This is a genomic window from Cognatishimia sp. MH4019, assembly GCF_020177595.1.
In the GTDB taxonomy this organism is placed as follows: domain Bacteria; phylum Pseudomonadota; class Alphaproteobacteria; order Rhodobacterales; family Rhodobacteraceae; genus JAHTBL01.
Genome location: NZ_JAHTBL010000002.1, coordinates 541,425 through 567,313 on the forward strand (window position 1 = coordinate 541,425; position 25,889 = coordinate 567,313).

The 25,889-nt window shown below is 60.5% G+C and carries 19 protein-coding genes; all 19 read right to left on the reverse strand.

Features of this window, described 5'->3' with window-relative positions; translation table 11 throughout:
• Positions 1-10: 10 nt before the first annotated feature.
• Positions 11-622 carry a ribonuclease D gene (locus tag KUW67_RS05870; RefSeq protein WP_224824339.1) on the reverse strand — a complete coding sequence of 204 codons (612 nt, stop codon included), beginning with the start codon at positions 620-622 and terminating at the stop codon, positions 11-13.
• A gap of 64 nt (positions 623-686) precedes the next feature.
• Positions 687-4,526, reverse strand: coding sequence for a hypothetical protein (locus KUW67_RS05875; RefSeq protein ID WP_224824340.1), 3,840 nt, complete (start codon positions 4,524-4,526; stop codon positions 687-689).
• Complete coding sequence (locus KUW67_RS05880; RefSeq protein ID WP_224824341.1) at positions 4,526-6,493, reverse strand: ATP-binding protein; 1,968 nt, start codon at positions 6,491-6,493, stop codon at positions 4,526-4,528. The genes KUW67_RS05875 and KUW67_RS05880 overlap by 1 nt, the downstream gene beginning before the upstream one ends.
• Positions 6,490-7,917 (reverse strand): hypothetical protein, encoded by a 1,428-nt coding sequence (locus KUW67_RS05885; RefSeq protein ID WP_224824342.1) that lies wholly within the window; start codon positions 7,915-7,917, stop codon positions 6,490-6,492. The genes KUW67_RS05880 and KUW67_RS05885 overlap by 4 nt, the downstream gene beginning before the upstream one ends.
• 92 nt (positions 7,918-8,009) lie before the next feature.
• Positions 8,010-9,071 carry a hypothetical protein gene (locus KUW67_RS05890; protein ID WP_224824343.1) on the reverse strand — a complete coding sequence of 354 codons (1,062 nt, stop codon included), beginning with the start codon at positions 9,069-9,071 and terminating at the stop codon, positions 8,010-8,012.
• Between the two features lie 4 nt (positions 9,072-9,075).
• The gene (locus KUW67_RS05895; RefSeq protein ID WP_224824344.1) at positions 9,076-11,787 is read right to left on the reverse strand and encodes a hypothetical protein; all 2,712 of its coding nucleotides are present in this window, start codon (positions 11,785-11,787) and stop codon (positions 9,076-9,078) included.
• Positions 11,781-13,751, reverse strand: a complete 1,971-nt coding sequence (locus KUW67_RS05900; protein ID WP_224824345.1) for a phage tail protein — start codon at positions 13,749-13,751, stop codon at positions 11,781-11,783. The genes KUW67_RS05895 and KUW67_RS05900 overlap by 7 nt, the downstream gene beginning before the upstream one ends.
• Entirely contained in the window at positions 13,744-16,134 is a 2,391-nt protein-coding gene (locus tag KUW67_RS05905) for a putative baseplate assembly protein (protein ID WP_224824346.1), read from the reverse strand. Before KUW67_RS05905 ends, KUW67_RS05900 begins: the two co-directional genes overlap by 8 nt.
• A 10-nt stretch (positions 16,135-16,144) precedes the next feature.
• Complete coding sequence (locus tag KUW67_RS05910) at positions 16,145-16,540, reverse strand: GPW/gp25 family protein (protein WP_224824347.1); 396 nt, start codon at positions 16,538-16,540, stop codon at positions 16,145-16,147.
• A 3-nt stretch (positions 16,541-16,543) separates the two neighbouring features.
• The gene (locus tag KUW67_RS05915) at positions 16,544-16,933 is read right to left on the reverse strand and encodes a PAAR-like domain-containing protein (protein WP_224824348.1); all 390 of its coding nucleotides are present in this window, start codon (positions 16,931-16,933) and stop codon (positions 16,544-16,546) included.
• Positions 16,933-17,778, reverse strand: coding sequence for a hypothetical protein (locus KUW67_RS05920; RefSeq protein ID WP_224824349.1), 846 nt, complete (start codon positions 17,776-17,778; stop codon positions 16,933-16,935). The genes KUW67_RS05915 and KUW67_RS05920 overlap by 1 nt, the downstream gene beginning before the upstream one ends.
• The gene (locus tag KUW67_RS05925; protein ID WP_224824350.1) at positions 17,778-18,263 is read right to left on the reverse strand and encodes a phage baseplate assembly protein V; all 486 of its coding nucleotides are present in this window, start codon (positions 18,261-18,263) and stop codon (positions 17,778-17,780) included. The genes KUW67_RS05920 and KUW67_RS05925 overlap by 1 nt, the downstream gene beginning before the upstream one ends.
• On the reverse strand, positions 18,263-19,423 hold the full coding sequence (locus KUW67_RS05930) for a phage late control D family protein (protein WP_224824351.1): 1,161 nt from the start codon (positions 19,421-19,423) through the stop codon (positions 18,263-18,265). Before KUW67_RS05930 ends, KUW67_RS05925 begins: the two co-directional genes overlap by 1 nt.
• Before the next feature lie 3 nt (positions 19,424-19,426).
• Positions 19,427-20,128: a LysM peptidoglycan-binding domain-containing protein gene (locus KUW67_RS05935; protein WP_224824352.1), complete on the reverse strand. Its 702-nt coding sequence runs from the start codon at positions 20,126-20,128 to the stop codon at positions 19,427-19,429.
• 1 nt (position 20,129) lies between these two features.
• Complete coding sequence (locus KUW67_RS05940) at positions 20,130-20,321, reverse strand: hypothetical protein (protein WP_224824353.1); 192 nt, start codon at positions 20,319-20,321, stop codon at positions 20,130-20,132.
• 3 nt (positions 20,322-20,324) lie between these two features.
• The gene (locus KUW67_RS05945) at positions 20,325-20,837 is read right to left on the reverse strand and encodes a phage tail protein (RefSeq protein WP_224824354.1); all 513 of its coding nucleotides are present in this window, start codon (positions 20,835-20,837) and stop codon (positions 20,325-20,327) included.
• The gene (locus KUW67_RS05950) at positions 20,837-23,002 is read right to left on the reverse strand and encodes a phage tail sheath C-terminal domain-containing protein (protein WP_224824355.1); all 2,166 of its coding nucleotides are present in this window, start codon (positions 23,000-23,002) and stop codon (positions 20,837-20,839) included. Before KUW67_RS05950 ends, KUW67_RS05945 begins: the two co-directional genes overlap by 1 nt.
• Before the next feature lie 5 nt (positions 23,003-23,007).
• A complete protein-coding gene (locus KUW67_RS05955; protein ID WP_224824356.1) occupies positions 23,008-23,433 on the reverse strand; it encodes a phage tail protein in 426 nt (141 codons plus the stop codon).
• 39 nt (positions 23,434-23,472) lie between these two features.
• Positions 23,473-25,875, reverse strand: coding sequence for a phage tail sheath subtilisin-like domain-containing protein (locus tag KUW67_RS05960; RefSeq protein WP_224824357.1), 2,403 nt, complete (start codon positions 25,873-25,875; stop codon positions 23,473-23,475).
• Positions 25,876-25,889: the final 14 nt, after the last annotated feature.

Sequence of the window (25,889 nt, forward strand, 5' to 3'; positions counted from 1 at the left end):
TCCGGGCCTGTCAGTGCGAGAAGATGTCGATCTCAGGCCATCCCTGAAGATCAAGCTGCGCGCGCATCGGCAAGAAGTCAAAACAGGCCTGCGCCATCTCGGTGCGCCCCTCACGGGCCAGCATCTCGTCCAGCTTCTCGCGTAGCTTATGCAGATAAAGAACGTCGGACGCCGCATATGCGACCTGCGCATCCGTGAGTGCCTCGGCCCCCCAGTCGCTGGATTGCTGCTGTTTGGAGATATCCACCTCCAGCAGTTCCTGCAGCAGGTTCTTGAGCCCGTGCCGATCCGTATAGGTCCGCACAAGTTTCGAGGCGATCTTGGTGCAGTAGACCGGCGCGGTGACGGTCCCAAACGCATTCAGCATCGCCGCGATATCGAACCGCCCAAAGTGAAAGAGCTTGAGCACATCCGGGTTCGCCAGCATTCGGCAGAGGTTCGGCGCCTCGGTCTGCCCTTTGGCAACCTGCACCAAATGCGCATCGCCATCGCCCCCCGACATCTGGATGACGCACAGCCTGTCGCGATGCGGGTTCAGCCCCATCGTCTCGCAGTCGATTGCGACGATTGGACCAAGGTCGAGGCCGTTGGGCAGGTCGTTCTGGTAGAGGTGGTTGGTCATGTGGCTTCCACTTTGCGGTCTTGCGACGTGATACAGGGGTGCATGACAGCAAAGCAAGCGCGTCCTATGGTCGTCCGTATGTTCGCCAATTTGCCAAAATGCTGGGCCAGACCCCTTGAACAGCGCGCAGATCCCCTTTTTGACTTACTGAAAGCCCTGAGACCTCAAAACCATCTTCGGGAAAAGTTTTACCCTTCGCCTGTTCATAGGCGTCGAATAGCAGTTCAACCTTCGCGTCTCCTACCCCACTATGTTTGGTCATCCGCCGTTTTACATCCGGCTTGCCTGTTCTCCAGATGCGCTGCTGAAGTTGCTTGTAAACGTCGTGATCGAGCCGACCCGTCTTGGTCGATTTGGAGGGCATCCTAAGAATGATGTTGTCATCGGATGCCGTTAAGAAAGGTGCTGGGTCTCCTTGATCCGTCGTTCGGCTTGTTTCATTTGCGTCTTTGAAAGCCTTTTCATCGTCTTTTGACATCGTGACATTATCGTCGCCAAATCCTGTTTCTTCAGTGTCTTCAACGGTAAAATTGGGGTCACCCGGCTGGGGTGTGCTTGGAAGAGGGAACCGGGATCTGATCACAACATTTCTTGTGAGTTCTGGAACGCTATTCAGGTTCGTATCAATGACGCTAGCTTCTGCGATGAAGTTTGCGTTGACATAGCCGGGACCGACGAAACCGGCGGCTCCGTAGCTCGCTAGATTGGTATCCTTCTCGTCAACTGTTACGGTATAGCGAACCCAATAACGGTCGTCATTCACCCATCTTTTAACATGCTTTTCGATTTGGTTTTTGTGTTCGCTGTTTGCGTTCACAGTGATTGGAAACAGGTTATAGGTCAGCCCAGGGCCACCCACATTGTCGTTCAACAAGTGGCCCCGGATATAGAGCTGGTTTCCTGGTATCGTCTGGCCAGGCGGGGCGGCGGCGACCGACCCGATCGTCGGCAATTTATTCATGAGCGTTGGCTGAATTCCGGGCTTGGGGGATGATCCAGCGGGATGATCAGGCCCTATCGGATCGGCAATCATCTCAAGTCCAACGACGCTTCCGAAACGCTTTTCTCGTTTCCAGTCAACTTTTGAGTCTCTGGAACCGCTTGCCGCTGGATCGTTCTCACCTCGAATTGGTTCGTAGACGCTTTCATCAAGGTTTGGATTTATGCCGCCTTTAACGCGAAATCCCTTTTTGAAATCCCCGACAAAGGCGAGATGCGACAACCTAAAACGTCTCTTGATCGCTGGGAAATAGTCGTCCAAAGCGTCGCTGTCAGAGGCAGAACGACTTATGATTTGAATCATAGAAGCCGCCGCGTCGACATCTTCCTTTTCCTGTTTCTTCGTTCTGGGAAGAGTTGCTGGCGCTTCTTCAAGCGTCTTCATCGTCAAAGGCTTGGGATATCGCGGCTGACCAGCGTTTGGCACTTCGGACTCCGGAGCGGCCCCTCGAACTGATGGATCAGGCTTCGCAGCGTCCTGAAGCGCGGTCTGCGACCCAGAGGTTTTTTGCGAAGGCGTTGTCTTCGGGACCGGCTTATCTTTCGGGTCCGCATTCGGATCAGGCACTTTCGAGCGTTTTGGAGGCCGCGCCGCTGGCTCTGGTGGCTTGCCCGGCTTCCCGGCGTTCTCTGCCTCTGCTGGCATCTCCGCCTCGCGCTTCTCTTTCAGCGCGCCTTTCCATTCGGCTTTGTTTTTCAAAGCCTCGCGCGCGCCGGACGGTCCGGGGCCGTCTTTTGGCATCGCGTCCTGAATCAGCTTGTCGGTGTCGATGTCGCTGGTTGTCATCTCCAACTCGGGCGCTTCGCCTGATCCGAAGACGTAGTTCATCTTGGCTTGCAGCGCTAAATCGGGGCCGACGGACATGACGTGTTCGGCCAGCTTCCACTCGCGTTCCCAAACGGTGACGAACAGCGCCTCGATCTCTGCCCAAGCGTTCAGCCCTAACGTAAGCCGCGCGCCTGCGGCTATTGTGGCGACGCCTTCGATGCTCCAATCGCCGTCGGCGTAGTTCAGCTCTGGCACCACAGAAATCGCCCCATAAATGCCCGCTGTTGCGACGCCTTCGATGCCGCCGGTCAGACTGCCCAGCAAAACGTCCAGCCCGAGCCCCGCGCCAAACGCGACATAAGCTTCGGCAAAGGCGGGAATGTACATCTCGCCTGTGATCGAGAAGGTCGGATCGGCTTCATCCGCGCCAATCGTGTAGGAGCCTTCGACCCTAATGTTGCGGAAAACGCCTGGACCGATACCTGCACGTATTCCTGCGCGGACCCGGATGACGGCGACGAGCATCGCCCAAAGCGGGATGTTCTGGGAGTACTTGAACAGCTCTTTATCGAGCCGTTTTTCTGGAAACAGCTCCAGCGGTTCAGTCACCTCAATCGCGCCTGAGATGTCGATCCCACCCTCTGGCAGGATCGTCGCCTCCAACGTGCCGGCAAGCCGCGGCATCAGCTGCGCTGTCACCGATCCGCCGCCGCCCACTTGCAGATCGCCTTCCTCTGTCTGCGCCAGCGTTACCCGGATCGTGCCAGACAGCTTGCCGTTATCGGCGCTATAGGACATCTCGGTCTCGCCCGACCAGCGGCCTTCGGCAAAGCGCACGGTGACCTCGCCGCCCAGACCGGGCAAGGCGACCGTATCAATCGGCACCTGTGCTTCGCCCTGAATATCGCCGTTGACGTAGGCGAGGCTGACATGCGCGCCCTGCAAACCCGGCACGGTCAGATCAACCTCGGCACCAATCGCCAGATCGCCGGTTTCGCTATAGCTTGCTGACAGCGATCCGGTGCCTGCCGGTCCAAGATCAACGCCAACAGTGCCGCTGAAACCAAGCGCGCCATTCTCGCTTAAGGTCGCTGTGATAGAGCCTGACGTGATCGGCAAACCGTCCGGAAAATCAGACGCCGATACTGTAACACTTCCCGATACCGCGCCATTGGCGAGGCGCAGCGTGCCAACGACCGGGTCCATTGCGGGCAGGTTCACCTCAAAGCTGCCATTGCCCGAAATGCGCCGATCTCTGCCAAGTGACGCGCTGGCAATCGTCACGGTTCCAAGATTGCGATAGGTCGCAGTGAAATCCGCGACCGACAGGCTGGGGTCGCCATTGTCATAGCCGATGGTGATCGTGCCACCGTTCAGTTCTAGCCCCGCAATAGGGGTGCTGAGCTCTCCAGCGGTGATCGTCGCTTCGGCGCTCAGATTTCCGGCGTTGTCACCGCTGATCTCGGCCGTGATTTCATCCGCAAAGGGAGGTGTAATCGTCAGCGTGCCATTGGCGGAGAAGGCCCCATTTTCACCAAAGTCAAAATTGACGGTTCCATTGCCAAGATCGCGATAGCTTAGCGTGACGGTGCCGTTGCCGCTGATTTTGCCATCATCGATCGTAAGCGTCCCGCCGCCCTCGGCTGTCAGGCCTGCGATCGAAGGCGCCATATCGGCCCCTTCAACGGTGACGGAGCCGCCAATCGCCCCCTCTTCACTGATGGTCAAAGAGACGCTTGGATTGCCCAAAGCCGCGATATTCAATTGGCGGGAGGCGCGCCCTCTGATCCTCGCATCACCGTCGCTGTTGATCCGAACGGTCAACTCGGCTTCGTCCAAGCCGGGAACCGCGACATCGGCACTGATATCGAGCCTGTTTCTGCGGAAAGTGGCCGTTTTCAGCGCAAGACCCGGAACCGGATTTGGCAGAGTGCTCAAATCAATCTGACCGCTTTCCAACAGATCGGCAGCAATGGTCAGGCCGGTGCCAAGCCGCGCTTTGAAGCTGCCATCGTCCAGCAGGCCCCATGCGGACGCGGGAACGGCTGCGGCAGCCTCCTGGTCTTGCGCCGATGCAGGGGTTTGTGCCGGTTCCGGGCGTGCCGGAACCTGTTGCGGATCGGCGGATGTGGGCATCACCACGCTCCTTTCAGCGCGGCGTAGTGATCCCCGAAGACGGATTTGCGAACCGGTTTGCCTTGTTTGCGCAACTCGGCCGCGACGGCGGTGTAAAGCAGCTGCGTTGTGATCTTGGAACCGGTCTGGGCGGCCCGATGTGCTGCTGCCAGCGCGCAATTGCGTATCTCGCCGCCCGTAAGATCGAAGGTTTCCGCGAGCTGGGCGAAATCGACCGATGCATCGACGGGGGCCGCTCCGTTTTTGAGGCGCTCCCATAGGGCCAGCCGTTCGGTCGGGCCGGGGGCGGGAAAATCAATGACCCAGTCGATCCGTCTCAGGAATGCGTCATCCATATTCTGGTGAAGGTTGGTTGCCAGAATAGACAGACCCGAGAACGCCTCCATCCGTTGAAGCAGAAAGGACGTTTCGAGGTTGGCATAGCGATCCCGCGCATCCGAGACTTCGGAGCGTTGACCGAAAATGGCGTCTGCCTCGTCGAAGAAAAGGATCACGTCGGCTTCTTCCGCAGCGCAAAAGACCTGATCCAGGTTTTTCTGTGTTTCGCCAAGATATTTCGAGACTATTCCGGCCAAATTGACCCGAAAAAGCGGAAGCCCAAGAGTTTTCCCAATGATCCCGGCGGCCATGGTTTTCCCTGTTCCGGGGGGGCCTTTGAACAGCGCTGTGCCGCTGCGTGTCTTGCCGAAGGTGCTGCCCAATTTCCAATCGTCCAGAATGCAGCCCGCTTGCTGGCGCCACGTAATCATCTGGTTCAGCGCGGACTTGGTTGTCTGCCGGACGATCAAATCCTTCATCTCGAAACTAGAAGTGACAGGGGTTGCCAATCCCGCCATTGCCTGTACGCAATCCGTATTCAGACGCGCCATTGCGGTGGGGGCAGAGGGCGCGTCGCGAAGAGCGAAAGCGATATCGAACACGCGGAAACTGTTGGTGTTGCGCAGATCCGGGTCGTGCGCGCCGAATGCCTCTTGTAGGGCTTTAATCGCGTCGGATTTCGACAGATCACAGTGGATCTGCGTACTTGTGTCCTGTTTCCAAGGGCTCAACCGGCCTTGGATCATCGTCAGAGATGGGCCGATAAGCGCTTCAACCGCGTTGCAAAGCGGGTGCTTCGCCTCTGAAAACCCATCAAGGCAGACGTAACATCCGGTCACAAGAGCGCGTCGGATATCAGCGATAAGTGGTGCATAGTCCGTGTAGTCCGCTCCGCGCAGCACGGCCAAGGCGCGCCGATCATGCGCGGCGGTGGAGAGCAGTGTCAAAGCGGGATCGTTTGGGTGATCAGTAATGACGCTGGGGAAGGGTGCTGTAGATTCTGTGACTGGCAAGGGCGGAATGACAAGGCCGCGGAAAGAGGTGCTTTCAGGGTCGATCAGATCGTCGAGAAAATCCTCACTCAGCGTGATAGTAGACTCTATAAAAGGCTTTTTTGCGTTAAAGTCGATCAGCCCAAACCGCCGCAATGGCGCTTTGGGGTGGAGGGCGCGTCGCACAGTCAAACTATCAACGTCGCTAAAAAGTGACAGGCGCTGACATAAGGCAGGCGTCAAGGCGCGGCGGCTCATGTCGTCGTTCAGATAGCCATAAACACGCCCGAAACGTGGGTCGATGGCGGGCGCTGCGGCGAGAACAAGGATGTCCAGCTCGAACGTGCTGAGCCCAAGCGCTGCGCCGTAGTCGCCCCAAAGGGATGTGTTGCGGGTGGATTGAAGCTGAGCCCAGGCATGTGCGATCTGCTCGGCTGTTGCGAAGGTTCCTTCAACCTCGATACGTCCAGACAACGCATCAAGGAGCGCTTCAGCCTCGGAATCAGACACAAACAAGCCTAAAAAACCTTCGTTCCGGTCATCGCCGCGCAATGCGCGCGTGATCGCGACCTCGTGCTTCATCCTTAAAGAAAGAACCTGAAGCGCTTGCGACAGCCAAAGACCGGCATCAACCGAGTGTTCTGCAAAATCCTTCATGAGGCGCGCCCTTTCAATAAGATAGTGAGGGCAGGACCACCGGGCCATGCAGGCCCTCGGGGACCAAGATGGCCGCCCATTTGGAGCACGACGCCGAGGGGCATATCGGTCAGATCGACGACTAAACTGCCCTCTGTTTGTTCAATACGTCCCGGTCGGTGCAAAAACTCGCGTAGGAGATAAGGTTTTGAGCTGGCTTGCAGGCCCGGCAATTGAGCGGCGAAATCTGCCAGCAAGAGGGTGCTTACACTTGAGATTTCGTCTTCAAAAAGGCCAGGGCAAGTGCGACGCAACTGAGCCACGTAGCGCGTCGATAGAATGTCATTAAGTTCGCTTTTTTTCTTATTAGACTCTCTTTTTTGGATCAGCGATATGAAGGGATCGCGCTGCACTGCCGTTTGATCCTCTTCCGGAAAGAGGTCGATGATCGCATTTGCGAGACCTGGTGGATCGAGTGCATCATGAAGACCAAGACGCAGCACGGAAGGCAGTAGAAGCGCAAGGCCAGCGAACTGCGAAGGGACGGGACCTTGGGGAAGGTGCTTGTCGGTTCTTCCAGATAGGATCGGTTGGGACGTGCCGCTCGTTGATTTCTGTCTGATTGTCGAAATGAGCGCGACAAGATCGCGCTGAACGACAGGATCAGATCCCGCCTGCGCGACCTCGGGCAGGGAGAGACGCTGCCCGACTTCTGTCAGAAGCGCCTCAAGCTGTTCTTTTGTCGGTCCACTGCCGCTTGCCGCTTTCGGCGTCAGCGCATGGGTGCAGAGCGTGTCGAGCAGTGCGGCCAAGATGGCTGCCTCACGCATCGCAGTGCCGTGCTGGAGCAGTTTTGACAGTAGGGTAAAAAGCCTATTTCGCGGTGAAACAGAGTCGATTTTGGACCAGTGAGCAGATTTTAGAAATCGAGCCGCTTGTTCCAGAACATCTGTCATCTTGGGGCGGACGGGGTGATGCTGTGTCATACGGCGCATCAACGCCAACTGATCAGATATGGACAGGCTTGAGGCAATCGCCTCTATCGCGCTGCTTTCGATTTCTTGAGTTGAAAGGTGACGCAAGGCATCGGGACGTTGGGCGAGGACCTCAACCGCTGCCTCGCGGTCAGAGATGTAGCGTAACGCTGTGAAGTCGGGGAATGCCCAGTCGGGGCCACGGGAAATACCAAGGCGATGCAAAACATAGGCTGCGGCATAACTTGCCTCATCCGGCCAAATCGCGATCTGATCAGAGCGCTGCTGGATCACACCACGCAACGCGGCGACGATCCGGGCGGCGATAAGGCGGGCGATGTCGCGCAGCTCAGAACCTGCGGTCAGGTCGATGCGCAATTGCAGCTTGCGGATGCGGATGACGCCGCGGACGTCTTTCAGAACCGGGTCGGCGGCCTCGGACAGGATATGCGGCAGCACTTCGCGCAGCACACGGTTGAGCGTTAAACGCAGCGCGTCTGCGGCGACCGGATCGCCCAGAAAGGCGCAGCGCGTCTCGATCGCTCCTATGCTCAGCCGATTGGTCATCGCAGGGTGTCGATGGCCCGGATAAACGCTTCCAGTTCGCGTTTGAGCGTCCGAACCTGTGCAAGGGGCAATCCCAGAAACCGCATAGAGTCGCGCTGGGTCAGGCGCATGAACTGAACCGGCCCGGTGATATCGAAGGTCATCAGTTTCTCGACAAGGTCGGGTTCCATGATCCGGGGTTGTTGATCGACAGCAGATAACCGCGGCGCGCCCGCAGCAGGCCGACCCGTGAACCGGCTGTCATATCCCAGAGCGATGGTCAGATCGTCGAGCTTCTCCCAGGTTTCGATATCCAGATCAGGCTCTTCCGGGGGCTCTTGATTGCAGAGGCAAGCCATCAACCATTCCTGCATCAGCTGCATGGGCAACAGACGACGGCGTTCAATCATTTCGATGTCGAAACCATCTTCGCTGAAGCTCACACGACCCAGCACCAGAAGATCGGTGTGTGGGTCATAGGCCGCAGGAATTTCGATGTTGGGAACCGCTTTGCCGAAGCAGATGAAGGGATTGCGGGTTTTGCAGGTCGGCGCGGTGTGCCGCATCGCATCGGGCAGGGTCTTCAGCAAGACGATCTCGACCGTGTGACAGGCCCGTGCCGGGCGCAGGACATTCGCGGGATGACCGCAATCATCCGAGACGCCGGGGCGCTTTTGCGCCTCGGCCAGCATGGGTCGGATCAGCAGCCAAGCAGAGAGCACGCCGGTTTCCTCGACCTCGTCGAGGGCGCAGGCATCGCTGCCTTCCGGGCAAAGCTCTTTGATCGCTTCGTCCAGATTTTCGAGCTGCAGGTCCCTTTCCAGAAAGACCTCGTTGCCGCTGGGTGAGACGCCGTAGCCTCCGGTCAGCACGACGCCTTTCTCGCCCGGCTCAAGGATCAACCCGGCCACGATACCCGTGCCAAGCGCATAGCGTCGCATCCGGTCCAGTTCCGCATTGCGGCTTTCACGGCCAAGGTTCAGATCAGACGCCCGCACGATCTGGCGGTCGAAGTAAAGCGGCTCGGAGACGCCATTGGCGTGCTTGAGCAGCGTGAGGTTCGGGGGAAGTTCGCTCATGACATCATCCTTTCACGTCGAACCAGCTGGTGAAGACAGCGCCGGGGACACCTTCTTCGTTCGGCAGTCTGCCCCCAAGGAACGAGCCGTTCAGGGGACGCCTGTTCACGTCGATGACAAAGTCGGTATAGAACACCATGCGATAGCGCCCGTCAGCGAAGAACTCCCAATTGTTCAACTGGTTACGATCCACTCTGCTGCGCAGCGTGACGCCCCGGGTGGCGTCCGCGTTATCCAGAACCTCCCACTCCTTGAGAACACCGTCTCCGATGGAGCCGTCATCAAAACTGATCGGATGGCAGTCCATGATGTCCATCGTCTGCCAGCTTGCGAAGGGATCAAACGTCTGGTTGAGGCGCTGTAATTCGACAATCATCGTCGGGCCGGAGGCTTCGGACCCGGTGAACTGCTCGAACATCGCGGCTTCCTCAAAGGCGAAGGCAAAGCCTTTGTTCAGCAAAAAGGCGTTGAAGTCGTTCGAGGTCATGGTGCCGCGATGCACCCAGCTCATCGCGATGATCTTGTTCAGATCAAGGTCAAGGCCGGTTCCGGGATCGCCCTTGTCGCCTTTGGCCCCTTGTGGTCCGCGGGGGCCTCTGGGACCGCGAGGGCCCTGTATCCCTTGCTCGCCTTGGATACCCTGTTCGCCTTGAATACCCTGAATACCCTGAATGCCCTGCTCGCCCTGGATGCCGGGCACACCGGGTTCGCCCTTGGCACCCGGAGGGCCTTCGGCGACCCCCTGCCTGAGCATACATTCGATGACATCGCGGAGCGTCTCGGCGGACGGCACGATCTTGCGGAGCGTCAGATTGTCGATCTCAACCGCGCCGTCACCGCCAAGGCCTTCATCGACCATCTTGGGCAGAACCAGATCGTCGCCTTCACCGTCAAAGGTGAAACCGTCCAAGTGACCCAGAATGACGATATGTTCGCCGTCGTCAGTGCAGCTGTCGCAGCCCTCCAGCGAGGCGGTCAGCTTTGCCCCGCAATTCACTTCGCGCAGGTCGATGACTGCGACCAGACCGCGATCAGGCTGCGCGCCGGTTTCCGCGTCTTTCGCAGCCAGATAAAGCGCGCCGCCGCGGATCGGCATGGCCGTGTTCTGCCCCAGCCCGTCAATGCGCAACGCGTCGCCGGGGATCGACAGATCGGCGGGCGTGTCGTCGACCTCCTTGATCAGTTCGGCATCGACAGCCATGAAGCGGGTCGCGCCCGCCTCGTCTTGCATGGCCAGATAAATCTGCCCTTCGGTTGGGGCCAGCTCCATATCCAGGGCAAGGCTGTCAAAGGTCGCGCCGCGCCCGGTCTGTTCGACATTGATCGCGTCGCCGGTGAAAGTGTAGCGGTTCAGCGTGGCGCGTGGGCCGTCATCATCGTCGATGGTGGAAAGCGTATAAAGACGCTCGCCATCCAGACTGAACCGGACCGAGGTCAGATGCTCTGCATCACCGATGTCCGACAGCTTTTCAGGGCGCATTGCGGTCAGCGCAAGATTGTTAGCGCCGCTGTTCAGACCGCCAGAGAAAAGCTGCGGCAGATCAATGATGAAAAGCCCGTTCTGCACGCCAACCTGCGAGCTGAAGACAGCAAGCCGATTGCCGGCCGGGGACAAAACCATGCTGTCGATATGCCGGTCAAGATAGGCGCGGCCCCGGCCAAAATTATACTGGATGGTCTTGCGGATCAGAGCCTCGGGTTGGTTATTTCCGGGGTTACCTGCTGCCCATTCGGTCAGCTTGGTAGTGCCATAGACCGCCAATATCGCGCGGCTGCTGCTTGGAAAGGACAACACGTAAAGCGACCCGGTATTCGGATCAGAGACGATCACCGGCGGGCGACCGCGACCGGCGTCGATGATCCCAAGCGGCGCGTCGCTTTCGGTGACCTGATCGGTGGCCCAGACCATGATCCCGGTCTGAATATCGGTGTCGAAATTGGTGAAACCCGTGCCGGACGCATAGACCTGATTGGCCGCGATGGAGGCACTGGTATGCCCGATCTCATCCGGCCCGGTCAGCCGTGTGACCAGATCATGCGTGGCCAGATCATAAAGCTGAAGCGCGCTGCCTTCGCTGTCATTATTGGCCGCGACCTGCAACCAGTCGCGTCCTTCATGGATGAACTGCCCGGCGGGGTTTTGCCCGCCCAGAACGATGCTGTGATCCCAGCTGAAATCAGGGATCGAGGGGGTTTCTTCGTTGCGTGCGGCGGCAATGGGGGCGGCATCCAGCACGATGGTGAAGCCTTCGAGGATGCGGTTGAACTCGGTCGGAACACCCGCGCTATCGCAGCCCGGCAGAATGATCGGAATGGGGGACTCGCCCTCGTCACAGCGCTTGATCCCTACGATCAGGGAGTTGCTGCCATCCAGCTTATCGCGCAGCTCTTCATCGGCGGCGATCAGGTCGCGAATGCGAACCAAAGCGCGGTCCGGCACGACAATTTCCTGCCCGCAGCAGTCCAGCGCCATGCCGGGTTCCAGCACCATGAACTTGTCGCGGCACCCGTCGGAAGGGTGCTGCACCAGCTTGAGCCCGCAGACAACGCCATCACCATGCAGCAGTGCGTTATGCATGTTGCGGTGGCCGATATTATAGCTTTGCTCTGCCGTGAAATCGGCGCTCGTCAGCAGCTTGCCATCGAAATACGTGTTGCGCTTCGGCGCATGCAGGCCGCAGGGAATGCAGGTGTCGGTGGTTTTATCATCTAGCATGAACAGGTCCCCCGTGTCGGGTTGGGTTGGAATGAGAGCGGGCCGGAATTTGGTGGCCCATCGGTTGAAAAAGTGCCGCCCAGCTGGCCTTCGCCCAAGACAGGCGCATCGAGCGATCCCAGCAGCGTATCGACGCCGATCATGGATTGCTGACCGACAGAAATACCGGGATAGACAAGTCGGATGTCATAAACGGTATGCGCAGGGATCGACGCGTCGATCAGCCGTCTGATCTGGCGATCTGCGTCCTCGGTGCGCACTGCACTGGCTGGGATAACGATGGTAAAGCGGTGGGCTGTGTCGGGCATTGCCAGCTCGGCGCCCCCGACGGCCAGCCCCTCGGAGGGCAGGCGAAAATGCTCGATCACTTGCGGCAGGGGGGCGGGCAACCCGGTGTGCCAGCGCAGGATCTGTTGCAGCCCGGAAACGGTGCCGCGAATGCGGTAATAGGCGATGGCCTGGCGCAGCACGGTGCGGCGCGTTTCTTCGGGCCAGTTGGCGAAGAACTGCAGATCGAACCAAGAGCCGAGCCAGGACAGAAATTCGTCCGGTACGGCCTGAGCATCGAAAAGCTGCGCGATGCCGCGGGTCTGGGCGGTAATCTCGGAAAAGATCGTGTCAAAATAGCTGAGGTAGCGATCAAGGAAGGCCGCACTTTCCGGGTCTTGCCGCAAGCTGGCGGGCAGGTCGTTCAGACTGCTGCGGCGCGGCCCGTAAATGTCGATCTCGGCCAATTCGGGAGAGGTTTCGCCATCGCCAAACATCTCGATCCGCAGCCAAAGATAGCGCCCGGGCGCGCTTTGGATCAGTACTTCGGGCGTCGTGGTCGGCGTGATCTCCAAAGAGTCTGACCAGGGGTTGGCGACGAAGCTGTCGAGGCGGTCGTCTTCGATCAGGCTGTCGCTTGTCATTGTGCGGATCAGCAGGCGCGATCCGGTGGGCATTTGCACATCCAGTGTAATGCGATCCCATAGGAATCCGGTCTTTTGACTGTCCAGCGCCTGCGTCGTGATTTGCCCATAGCGCGGCACTTCCAGACGGTCGGGCAGTGCAAGGATTGGTTGGCCTGATGGAAGGTGCCGTCCGTCTATGGCAAGCGTCAGCCCGTGCAATTTGAGCGGCTCATGCCCCGGATAGTGCGGGTCGTCGTAAAGCAGCGTTGTGGCGCTTATCCTGCGGAGGGCGGGGCGGGCAGAGGGGGTGTCGGGCAGGCGATCCGCCGTCTTTGTCCGGCCATTGGGCAGAACGCGGTGCAGGCCCGTGCTGTCGAGCACATAAGCCAGCGGTTCGGGGGCTGCGATGGTGTCGCATCCGCAACCACAGGTGCAGTCCTTAGCGCATCCGTTTGGCATAGCGAGGGCGCGGGGTTGATCAAAGGTCATTGCGCGTTTGGGGAAGCTGGGGTCATGTCGCCAGTTGGTGTCGAACCGCAGCAGATCGCCCGCGTCTTGGCGCAAGATGTATGCGCGACCTTGCGGGTCGAAGCCGACCGCGACCGGCCCGCCTTCAAGCGGAATGACATGACGCAGATAGGCGGTGGGGTAGGCCATCACGAGGATACGCGCGGCCCCTTTGTCAACGATCACGAGGTCTCCGGTCGGGGCGACTGCGACGTCTGTCGGCTTCACCAGCGTATAGGGGTCGGCTTCATTCGGAAGCGGGCGTGCGGGCCAAAGCGGCGTCAGCGGGTCAAGCGCATCGACTTGCCCGAAGAGGATCACGCGGGCCTCTGGATCGGCAAGAAACACCCGGCCTTCGGAATGGATATCCAGCCCGCGCGGCAAAGTCCGTCCGCCAAAGCTGCCGAAGGGTTCGGTCACGGAAATCGGCTGCTGCCCGGCGATGTTGAGCCGCAAGGCGTTGCCGATATCCGGCACGCCCGGTTGCGCAGCCTCAAGCGGCCAGCCGATGGCCGGGCTAAAGCGCAGGAACGGCGCGACCGTGGGGCGGATCGGCTTATTCATAGCGCGCCACCAAGGCGATTGCGTCACGCTCAAGCTGCGGCAGATGCCCGTCTTTTAGAGTGTTGAAATCACGGGCCGTCACCAGCCCTTGGCCTTCCAGCTGAACACCCAGTCCGGTCACGCGCCGCACCCCTTCGGTGCCCAGCATCAAGTCGTAAAGATCACCGTGATAGATATCCTCGCCAAAGCCCCAACCAGTGCCATCGCTGCCGCCTTTGATCGGGTGCATGAAATCAAGCAGAGCGGCGTAAACCGCCTCGCTCACAGCGCCCAGATCGTAGCCGGTGCGCACGGTCAGATCGCCTTGGATACGGGCGATGCGGGTGTAGACCGGGTTGGTCACATAAAGCTCGGTCGTGATCAGGCGGCGCGGCTCCAGATAGGCGCAGATCGCGCGGGTTTGGGCGCTGGTCGGCTGCGGTGCGGGGTCGTCGCCTTTAGGCAAAACGACGAGTGAAACAGCACCAGGTTTGTCGTCAAATGTGCCGTCGCCATTGGGGATTTTACCCGCCAACGCATAGGCCTTGTGCAAGTTCACACCGGGCGTCTCCAAGGCCAGATCGGCGAAATCCTGAGCGCTCACCGCGCGGTCGCGGTGGCGCAGATCATGGGGGGCGCGCAGCTTGACGCTTTCCAGATCGTCGCCGTCTGATCCGCCATGGGCGTCGCCCTTGTTCACCGCCGATTTGACGAGCCGGATCTTGCCCTTGATCTTGCTGATCACACCCGCACGCACATTGCCGATGGAGCCTCCGCCCGTGCGATAGCGTGTCGCCGTGATCGCCTGACCCGCAACCGGAATTTGCCCGCGCCGCCCGTCGCCAAAGGTCACCGTGCCGGTGGTCGGATCAAGGATGTAATGCGGATCGGCAGGACCGGATTTGTAGAAATCTTCCACCCGCTGCCACGGCGTGCCGGAGGTGTCGCCCACCGTCAGCTCCAGGGCAGGCAGGCCGGTCTGCGGCTCGATCAGAACGGGCGCTTTGGAGAGCGTGAATTGCTCCGACGGGCGGCCTGTGGCGCTGCCCAGACGCTCATCCAGTTGCGTGGCGGCCTGGGTGGAGGGCACGGTGTTCAGTCGTACATCCTGCAGGATCGCAGGCGGGATGTCGTCTTCCGTGATCGCGGATTTGAGCCGGGCGCGCAGCCAGTACATCGGGCGAAACTCATCAGCGGCAATCGGCAGGTCTGCGACGAAATCGGGATGCGCTTCGGCCCAGTCGGTCTGGCTGACATTCTGCGGTGTGAGCGTGACACTGGCCGGAGACAAAGCGGTTACGGCCTCTTCCGGGGTGCCATTACAGGCGGCCAGAAGATCGACATCCGTGATGTCCATTTTGGCCCAGATGTCATCGCTGAGCCCGTCCAGAAGCGGTTTGCCGAGGAGTTCGATCAAAGCCAGCAGATCAGCCTTTGTCTGCGGCGGTCGCCGCCCACCGAAATCAGCCCAGAAGCCGGACGACAAAGCATTGGGCGAGAGCGGCACCGCACCGCGTGGAATTTCCAGAACCACATGGCCTGACCGGGTCAGCCCATTGGTGTCATCGCGCGACAGCGACAGGGTCGCCCAACCCGTATTGGCGCTGTCTTGCGGGAAGGTGGCCGGAGGCGTTCCGGTGTCGGTCCAGACCTGCCATTCGATCTTGGAGGAGACCGCGTCTTCGCCCTGACACTTGGTTAACACGGGGCCATCGAAGGGCGTCAGACCGCCTTCGCCATCGGGGATCGGATCATAGATATCCGTGCCATCGAAATAGAGATCAAGCGGCCCCGGCGTTAGCACATCCTGCAAGAAGCTGGCGGGCGATCCATCCAATTTCGGGCGCACCAGCAGCCCTAGATACATCGCACCGCGCGCTGGGCTGGTCGTATCAAACGGCGCGAAGGGATTGAGCAACTCAACGTCGTCTTCATAGCGCGTCACCAGTTGCCGCTTGCCGTCCAGACCTTTCGGCGCGGTCACGATCATCCCGAACGCTGCGTTATGCGCGACCAATGAGCGGTCTGTTTCAAACGGAACCTGAACTGTCAGATCTGGATCATCAACCGCCAGTTTTGCACCCATCGGAACTGGCACGGTCAGCGGGTCTGTCGGTTGCGAAAGCGCATCGAGCGTAAACGTGATCTCGGCGCGGGCCGGTTCAGGCGGGCGGGGCTTGATGCCGATCAGATCGAGGAACTTGATGTAGTTCAGATCGGGAACGCGGTTCAGCTCATAGAGGATCGTCTCGGACATCCAGGCGTGCAGTTTGACCAGTGTCATGCCGGGATCGCTGTCATTCAGATTGGTCCATTCCGGCGTGTAGCGAGGAATGCGTTCGCGGGCCTCATCCACGAGGTCCTTGAACGTGCGGCTGTCGAGTTTGGGCGCAGGAAGTGACATAAGTCGGCCTCTATTTAGGCCCTTCATTGATGTAGAAGGGGTAGACAATATTGAGGGCCATGTTGTTGGCCCGAATGCGGTAATCGACTTGAATCAAAAGCATATTCGGCGCGTCGGCATTGGCGGTGGCCGACACTTTGAGCACGTCGATGCGGTGCTCGAACCGGGTCAGGGCGTTGCGCACTTCGGTCTCGATCTGTGCGCGGGTGCCGGGGTTGTTGGGGGCGAACACATAGTCGTGCAGCCCGCAGCCAAAATCCGGCTCCATGATGCGCGAGCGCTTGGGGGTCGACAGGATCAGCCAGATCGCCTCCTGCACCGATTGTTCGCCTTCTGACCAGCCAAGCCCGCCGCGTCCATCGACGCGGATGGGCCATTTCCAGCCTTGTCCCAGTGTTGCGCTCATCGGTTAATCCCCCACCATGACGGTCGAAAAGCCGACCATGACCTGACCCACGGCGTTGCCGTCGTTCTGGTCTGTTGTGTCGAACTGGCGGACGATGAATTCGCCATTGGCCTTCACGCTGCCGGAGGCGCTGGTGAAGGTGGTCGCGGCCAGATGCGCGCTGTTTTGCACGCCCCCGCTGGAGCCTGGCTCCCCCCCGCTGGAGTTTGCGATTTCGTCCGTCTCGATGATGACCGGCTTGCCGCCTGCGTTGACGCTTTCGGCCCCGGTCGCGTCAGAAAGCTGTGCGATATTCGGATAGGGGATCGGCACGTCCCCGCTGGGAGTTGGGGTCAGGCATACGTCGGGAAACGCAAAGCAGATGCCGTCGGTTCTAGCGATTGGCTTGCCCATCAAGCCACCTCCTTGAGCAGTTCGATCCGCCGGTATTGATCCGCCGGATGTGCGGTGAAGGTCCAACCGCCGCGCCACAGGATTGTGGCTTGCAGGGTGGCTGGGTTCACGATCAGCGTGTCGGCGCGCAGGTCGGGAAGCTGTTGGAACGCCCAGCGGTTCGGCTTGTCGGGGCAGTGGCCTGAATGAAAGCGGTAGCGGGCTGGCAGGCTCAGGTCGGGTAGAGTGAGCTGGAACGGCGTGTCGCTGGCATCACTGGTCCGAAAGATTTCGACCAGTTGGCCGGAGGCGATATTCGCGTCGGGGCGCAGATGGGTGAAGCCGTTGCCGCGCCGATGGCCGTTGTGAAAGAACGGCCCATAGCTTGCGATCCACGCGTCATTGCCCCCCGGATCACCGTTGTCCGAGAGGCGGCGGTGTTCGCTGTCGGGCGGCTCCCATCCGAACAGGTTCAGATCAGGATCCGCGGGGCTGTTGCGGCGGAACCAGTCGGTGCCGTCGATGCGGATCAAACCGGTGCCAGTGCCCGAGGCAAACCCTTCGACGATCAGATCGACATTGCGCTTTTGCGGGGCGATATCAGCGTCCCCGGTATAGGTGAACGCCGTCAGTTTGCCGTCCATGTCATAGGTCCCGGTCTGGTCTGCAAAGTGGATCGCGTTGCGCGCAGGTGCGGGGGCCAGAACCATCTCGTGAATGCCGACGGTTCCGGGGATCAGATCGTAGGCGGCTTTGACAACCACCGTTCCAAGCACGCGCGTCAATGCGGTGCCTCCGGCAGGTTTCGCGTTGCTGACCAAGAAGGCCGCGGCATGCGTGTCAGGGTTGGGAAGCGTGATTTGCATCAGTTCAGCTCCACCGTGGTGCCTTTGACGAAGGCGGTCCCGCCAGCCTCGACCGTGATGTCCTTGTCAGAGGTGATCTTGATCCCCTCCTTGCCCATCTCGATCTTGTTGCCGTGCATGTCTTCCAAGAGGATGCCGCCCTCGTCCGTGTCGGTCATGACCAGCTTGTTTTTCTTGCGCGACAGGATCGTCAGTTCTTCGGGTTTGTCCGTGGGAACGGCCTGTTTCTTGCCGTAGATGAAGCCAAGGATGACGGGCTTGGCTCCATACTGGCCGATCACGGCCATGTCGCCGTCTTCTTCGCTGGCGTATGGCAGGAAGGACATGCCACCCTCGGCGCTGGCCATGGGCATGGCGACCTGCATCCAGTCGCTTTCGATATCACCGCCCTGATCGAGCCGTTTCACACGGGCTTTCAGACCCTCGACGGTTTCCTCGGCCTCGATCACGCGGCCCAGCACAAGCGATGGGGTCAGCGCGGTCATCACAGCACCTCCTTGCGGGCGGAGAAATTCGTCAGATAGCCAGAGCCGCCCAGCGCGTGGGTGCTTTTGGTGATCCGGTAGATGCCGCTGAACCGAGCACCGAGGCCGATCAGTTTGACGGTTGTGCCTGCGCGTAGTTGCGGCAGCCCGATGGAGCTGCCAGAGCCGGTAATCAGGTTGCCTGCAAGCTCTGTCAGGCGCGCGAGGGCTGCACGTTCCGCATCCGCTTCGGTCTCGACGGTGGAGGGTTTGATGACCTCGTAAAGCCCGTCGATCCCGGTTGTGATGTCGGTCGTGCCGGTCGGGCCAAGCGCGTCGGGGGCGAGGTTGATGTCATCCCATGTCTTGGTGACTTCGATCTGGTCCTCCTCCGCTGCGGGATCGCCGGCGCGGACGGTGACGCCTGCGAATTGGCCGGCAGTGGACAAGGCGGGCGTGAAAGAAATCAACGTGCGGCCCCATTCGAACTCTGCCACTGGGTCCGATCCGGCGGGCTTTGAAATCAGCAGCGTCGGCTGGCTGTCCTCGCTGCCGGGAAGAACGCTCAACGTCATGCCGTATTCGCCCGCGCGCTTGGCGACCTCGTCGTAAAGCAACCCTTCGACGGCAACGCGTTCGCCCGCTTCGCCTTCTTCCTCGACCGGGTCCCATTCGACCTGCACCGCGTTGTCGCGGCACATCTGATCGACGATGGCTTTCGCGGTGCCATCGTAAGTCGTGTCGATCCGGATCTTCTGCAGCCCGCGGAGAAACTTGTTCAGCGCGCGGATACGGCAGGTTGGGGCGCCGCCCGCCGGGAAGGTCGGCGCAAGCGAGATCACTTCGCCCGTCATCACCAAAGGCAGGTCGCCATCCTCAAGATAGCCGAAGTAAAGCGATACCTCTGTCCCCGGCTCGAAATTCGGAATTTCAGAGCCTGTGTCGGGCTGGGTTAGCGGCACGCCGTTTTCATCCCAGGGCGAAGAATACTTCGGGCGCAGCGCCATTGGGTCCCAGTCGTTCACGACGAACTCGAAACTGTCGATATTCTCAAGATCGTCGTTGAAGCTGACCTCGGTCACATCGGCCACCAGCTCCGGCCCGGCCTCGCGCCCTTCGATCTTGATGCGAAAGGCGGGGGTCAGGAACTGGCGGTCTTTGTAGAAGGCTTCACTGGACATGGGCTACACCAAGGGTGGGAGTTCAAGTTGATCGCCGGGCGTCAGGGCGCGGACATCGGCAAGGTCATTATGGGCGGCAATCACGCGCCATTTGCTGGCATCGGCATAGGCGTCATGTGCGATCAGCGGCAGCGTCTCGCCCTCCTGCACCACATGCACCCGCGTGTGATCGGCGGATTGGTAATTGATCCGGCTCAGCTGCTCGGCCAGCGTCGTATATTGCTTTAGCGCCAGCGTGACGGTGGCACGTAGCGGCTTGCCCGACGGGCTGAAGAGCGTGAAGCGCCGCGCACAGGACAGAACGACCGCTTTGAACGTGCGCTCAGGCTCTTCGCTTTCGCCCATGGCGAGGCCGGGGAAATCGTCGCCCCACGCAATCTCGACCAGCGGCGGCATATGCGTCTCGCCGTAAATCGCGACGAGCTTGTGCAACTGGTGCACCTCTGCCGTAACGGAGGTTGCGTCCTTGCCAGTGCCGCCTTCGGTGCTGTCAAAGAACAGCTCAAGGCTCAGCGTTTCGGCATTGCCGCGCACGAACTGCATCAAGGGCTGTTCCAGACCGGGGATCGCAACATCAGCAAATTGCGCGGCCTTCGAGAAGGACAGCTCTGGCGGCGCGTATTTCACTGTGATCGGGTCTGTGCCGTCGCTGGTCCCGTCGGGTTTCAGCCGGGTGATGGTGAGTTTTGCGATCTCGTTGCTCATCTCACCGGTCCTTCGTGGGTTTTGGATCGGGGGAGCGATCAGCGGCGCGCCGTTCGTCTTCCAGCGCCTCTTTCGCCAGTTCGGCTTTCACCAAAGCGGTGATCTGGCGCACAAAAGCGGGGGAGCGCAGGGCATCGGGATCGGTGGCCTGCATGACCGTTTCAACGGTGCCGATATTCACATCCACGGCCATTGCTTATGCCCCCAATGCGCCCAGGGCGCTGTCCAGAAGTTTGCCGGGTGAGAGGACCAGTTCGAGCCGTTCATGGGCGATCTCCAGCTTCTCGATTGCCAGTGCAGAGCTGCCTGCGTTCAGCGACGGTCCGGTCCATTTGATCGGAATGCCGCCTTCAAATTTCCACGTCTTGATCGGCAGGCGCGCCTCATTGGCCAGAAAGATCAGCCCGTTGCGGCGGATGCCTTCGCCTTTCAGAAAATCTTCGTGCCAGAGGTAGAGACTTTCGGAAAACCCGACCCCGCGCGTCAGCACGATGTTGGGGTAGGCCGCGCGGCTGGGAAACTTGTAGACCCGGTCGTTTTCGCCGCCTGCGGCGTATTCTTCCATCTGCAATTCGCTTTCCAACCCGGTGCATTCCGAGAACCCACCCAGCAGGAAATCCGCGGCGGCCGAGACCTTGGCGAGCGCGCTGTCGCTGTCCTCGATCAGCGCGATGTAGAAGTGGAAAGCGGGGAAGGGTTCGCTGAGCATCACGCCGTCTCCGTCACGCGCTTGGCGTCGTCGGTATTGCCCAAGCGGAAGGTGATAAATTCAAACGGGGTCGTGGGCGCGATGGCGATATCTACGATCAGTTGGCCGACATTCTGGGTTGCCTCCGGATTGTTCTCCTCGTCACATTTGACGGTAAACGCTGCCTCTGGTGCGGCCCCGGCAAGGATGCCGCGACGCCACATGCGGGCCAGAACCGTTTCAGCCGTGGTGCGCACGGCAAGGCGGGTCATGAGGTTGTTCGGCTCGAACACCATCCATTTCAGCGCGCGTTCCAGCGTCTTCTCGACCGCATCGGTCACGCGCCGGGCCGTCAGGTAGCGCCATTCGGGGTCCGAGCTGATCGACCGCGTGCCGTTGATCCGAATGCCCCGCCCGGGATAGGCGCGGATCGCGTTGATGCCGATGGGGTTCAGCGTGTCTTGCACCGGGTCGTCGATGGCCAAAGTGACCCCTTCGACATAACCTAGCGGGATGTTGGCAGGCGCGCGGTGAATGCCGGTGCTGGCCTCGCCCGCCGCAAAGGCCCCGCAGATATGGCCTGAGGGCGGGCAGGGAAAATACCCGCCGCTGCCTTGGCTATCGGTCGAGGGCAGGCGCAGCCACGGCGCGAAAAAGCCGATGCGCATATCGTCGCCCAGACGCGCGCGCCAGGTCTTGAGCGCGGCGATGCTTTCGTCAGGTGTCACGGGGTCTGCGATGGCGATCTTGTAAGGTCCGACAAGGTTTTGCAGCGTCATGGACTGCTGCACCAGCAAGACCTCATCGGGGTCCAGACTGCGCGGCAGGGCAATCCGTGTCATCGGGATAGTGACCGGCTTGGCCGAGGCAAAGCGCGTGGTTTGTGCCAGAAATTCCAGCGGTTCAAATCCCTGCTTGGACAGGCGCAGATTGACGATGCCCGGGGTGACGCCTGTTGCTGTGAAAGCGCCCGCACCGTCGGTCGTCAGCAATTGGTTCTCGCCCGCGACGTCGATGGTGACGCCCTTCAGGAACACGTCCTGACCGGCCTCGTCGACATAGAACACGCGACCTAAGATGAGGTGGTCAGAGGGGGGCGACAGGTCGGTGCAATCCACTGATTTTGGAGCCGGCGGCACAGGAAGCGGTGGCGTCGTATCGGGCAAGACCAGATCGGGCGCTGCGATTAGGGCAACTTCATCCAGCTTGGCGACGCCTTTAAGCGCGTCGATGTAATCGCGGGCGCGGATGTCGGTAAGACCGTCCGTGCCGCCACTTAGCGGATAGGTGCCTTCCATGGGCCAACTCGTGTTATCGGTCCAATCGGCGTCTGCATGTGTCAGCGTCAGGCTGCGGCACTCGCGTTGCAGCGTGGCGATCAGGGCGGCGCTGTGATCGGGGTTGGGCGACAGGGCGCGGAATTCCTGCAGGCGGCGGCCCTGATCGAAAAGCGTGACGTCGAATTCCACGGAGGTGATGCGCACGGGGCGGCTGATATCGAAGCCCAGAACCCCCAGCGGTACGGGCCATGTCAGACGCTGCCCCGGCACGTCCAGGGCAGCGGCAATCACATGGGTGACAATGCTTGCGCCGCTGCCATCGCTCTGGCTCAGCTCCAGCACTGATCCCGCTTCAAGCCCGGCAAGCGAAGCGACCAAGGCGCTGCGATCATCGCCACCAATGTCGGGTAGCGTTTCAGTGCGAGCGCGGGCAGTGCGGGTAATCTGAACGCTCAGCCCATTGCCCCATTGCCCCGGATCGGCAGATCGGTTGCCGAAGCTGCGCTGGTAATCCTCAAAGACAGAGACCCAAGCCAACGCGCCCGCGGCGTCACTGCCCGCAAGGCGCTTGGGGTCGATCATTGGCCAGGGAAAACTGGCCTCGGCCTGCCAGCCGTTGGGAAGCGTGGCTTTGGCCACCTGCGCCCCGTCATCGGTGACACGCAGCACGTAGAGCGCTTGCCCGCCGGTCTCGAAAAACCCTTTGACGGCGTGCCAGAGGAAACCCAAGGCCTGCCCGTAAATCTCTTCAAACTGTGTGAGGCTTTGCACCCTGACCGCCGCGCCCACCGGGCCGCGATGGGCGTATCCCAGAAACACCGGGATATCGCCACGCGCCAGCGCCCCTGCTGCGCGCACAGGCTCGACGGGTTTGCGATACAGGCCGGGGGTCAGGGGAAAGCTCATCGGCTTCAAGCCACCAGCACGACGTTTTCGGCAACCAGCTCGACCGTTTCAATGGCGGTCTCGTTGGCGGTGGCGTTCATCGCGGGGCCTTCGTATTTGCTGACCCAGGCTTCGAAGAATTCCCAGCGCAGCTGCGGCTCTCCGGCCTCGTCGCGCAGGATGATCGCGCCTTGCTTGCGTTCGGTCTGACCGTCGAGCGTCGTCTTGCGCCAGTCCCACAATTCGCGGTTCTGGGTGTAGCCGCGCTTGAGGCTGATATTGCCGAATTTGAAGAGGCCAGGCAGCTTGCGCATGCGGGCGGGTTCGTCGCCTTGGCGAAACTCGATGATATCGGATTCAGCGGTCAGACCACCGACTTCGGTGAAGCCACCGGACACCAACCCGTCGATCTCGATGATAAAGTTATACTGGGCGTAAGGATCGTTACGCATGGGACATCTCCTTGAATGAGTGGGGTGGGGAGGCCGGGGTTACCCAGCCGCCTCAAGTGTTTTCTGGCTGATACGGGCGATCACGAATTCGGCGGGTTTCACCGGAGCAACCCCGATGCGCACGATCATCCGACCGTTGTCGATGTCATCCTGTGTCATCGTTGTGCCGAGGCCGATATCCACGAAGAACGCCTGTTCCTGTGTCGTGCCTTGCAGCGCGCCGGACCGCCAAGTGGTGTTCAGGAAGTTGGTGCAGGATTGGCGCACAGTGTCCCAAAGCGGGGTGTCGTTTGGTTCAAACACAGCCCATTGCAGACCCACATCCAGCGACTGCTCGATATACAGCAGCAACCGGCGGACGTTGATGTATTTCCATTCCGGATCGGAGGTCGCGACCCGCGCGCCATAGCAGCGCAGGCCGCGGTTCTCGGACCGGAAATCGCGCATGCAGTTCAGGTTGATCGGGTTGAGGATATCCTGCTCGCCCTTGGTGAGCTTCGTCTCAAACCCCATGATGTTGCGCACGACCTCATTAGCGGGGGCTTTGTGCACGCCGCGTGTGTTGTCGATGCGCGCATAAAGGCCCATCATGTGGCCCGAAGGGGCAATCGTGCGTAAAGCGCCATTGCCGCCAAACGGGTCCGCGATGGAGAGGCCGGGATAGTAGATCGCGCATCGCGTGCTGTCGAAGTTTTGCCGGTGTGTGCGTGCGGCGGCAAGGTTGGAGCCCAGCGGCGTGTCCAGCACCGCAAAGCGGTAGCGCATCTTCTCGCAATGGGCGACCAGCGCCTTTTGCACCGCGACAGAGGTCTGGCCGGGAACTGCAACGATGGACAGGGTCGGTTCGTTCTCCAACGCCCAGATGCCGGTGCGATCGCCAGGGTCTTCGGAGGGCTCGCCGATATAGGCGCGATCATCAACGGTGGCTAGGTCGTCATCGCCGCCGTCCAGCATCCGGGCGATGCCCGCCACCATGGGTCGCCCGCGATTGGCGGTGCCGACCGGCGTCTCAAACCGGATCAGGGTCGAGGCGCCTGCGGCAGAGGGCGTCGCGTCACCGCTGGGCCAGGCCCCGATGATGGTCGGCGCAAACCGAGGGTGATCCACGTGGAGCGAGAGATTCTCGAAGAACTCCTCTTCCTCGCGCAGACCGTCTTCGTCCAGCAGCTCGACGCGGAGGGAAAACTCCTGCGTGGTCACTGACGTGCCTGCGGGCACATCTGCGGCAAGCGGTGTGGTGAGGGTGATAAATCCGTCGCCCCCATCTGCGGCCTGCACTTCGACAGCATCCGCGCCGCCGATGCTGACAAATGAACCCGCGTAGACGCCAACAGCGCTGTCCACGGACAGGGTTTGTGAGCCTGCCGGAGCAAGCGCATCGGTCTGTGTGGCCAGCAGGGACGCTGGCAACGCTGTCACGCGCAGGTTATCGCCCCAATTGCCAACAGAGGCCGCATGGATCGTGGCTGCGGTCACAACGGGAAAGATCCTTGCGCCATCTTCAAAGGCCTGGGGTGCGGCGGCGATGGTTGCGGAATGGGTGATAGCTGTGACCAGACGGCGAACAACATCCGTAGCCTCAACCACGATGATCTGACCCGAGGCAATCCCAGCGGTATCAGCCACATCCAGATGGGCCGTGCCAATGGCGCCGGTGCGGGCGGTTGCAATGGTCGTGGTCGCCCCCGTCGAAAGCAAGGTAATGACGGTGCCTTCAGGGATCGGGTTGGTTGGAGCAGCGCTGAGTGTCAGCGTCTCGGCAGCCATGTTCGCGACTGTAAGGATGACACCGTCTTCCAGATCACCAATCAGGACGAAATCGGGTTCGGCGTCAGGTTCCGCCGACAGGATGATATCAGCCGTTGCTGTGTCCTCAGCAACGACTGCGGTGCCATTGACGCCATAAGTCGTGACCGTGTCTGCGGCAGCAATGTCAGTCGGAATGCCGTCTTGAATGGTCACGCGGGGGGCTGTTGCCGCAGCGGTCACAGCCAAAATGGAGGAGCCATTGCGACCCGCGATCAGCACGGTGTCATCCACCGCCAGACCTTCGGCATTGCTGGCGCGGATCGCTGTGCCGTCCTCGGCAAGCTCCCCGAACAGGACACCCGCTGGTCCAGTCGCGGCGCTCAGCGGTAGCGAGGCCGCGGTCGCGCCGTCACCCACAATCCGGCTGACATAAAGCCGCGAGCCGCCATTGGCGAAGAACCCTTCGGCGGCATAGGGAAGTGCGTCGCGGTTGTTGGTGTAAAGTGCACCGTTCAGCTTGCCGCCAAAGACGCGGGCGTAATTGCCAAGGCTTGTCACCAAAGTGGGCGTATTCACTGGGCCGCGCGCTGTCACACCGACCATGCCAGCGGTCGAGGTGCTGGCCCCTTGAATGGGTTTGCTGCCCGAAGGCACTTCTTCGATATAGACGCCGGGGGCGAGGTATTCGGGCATGGAAATCTCCTGTC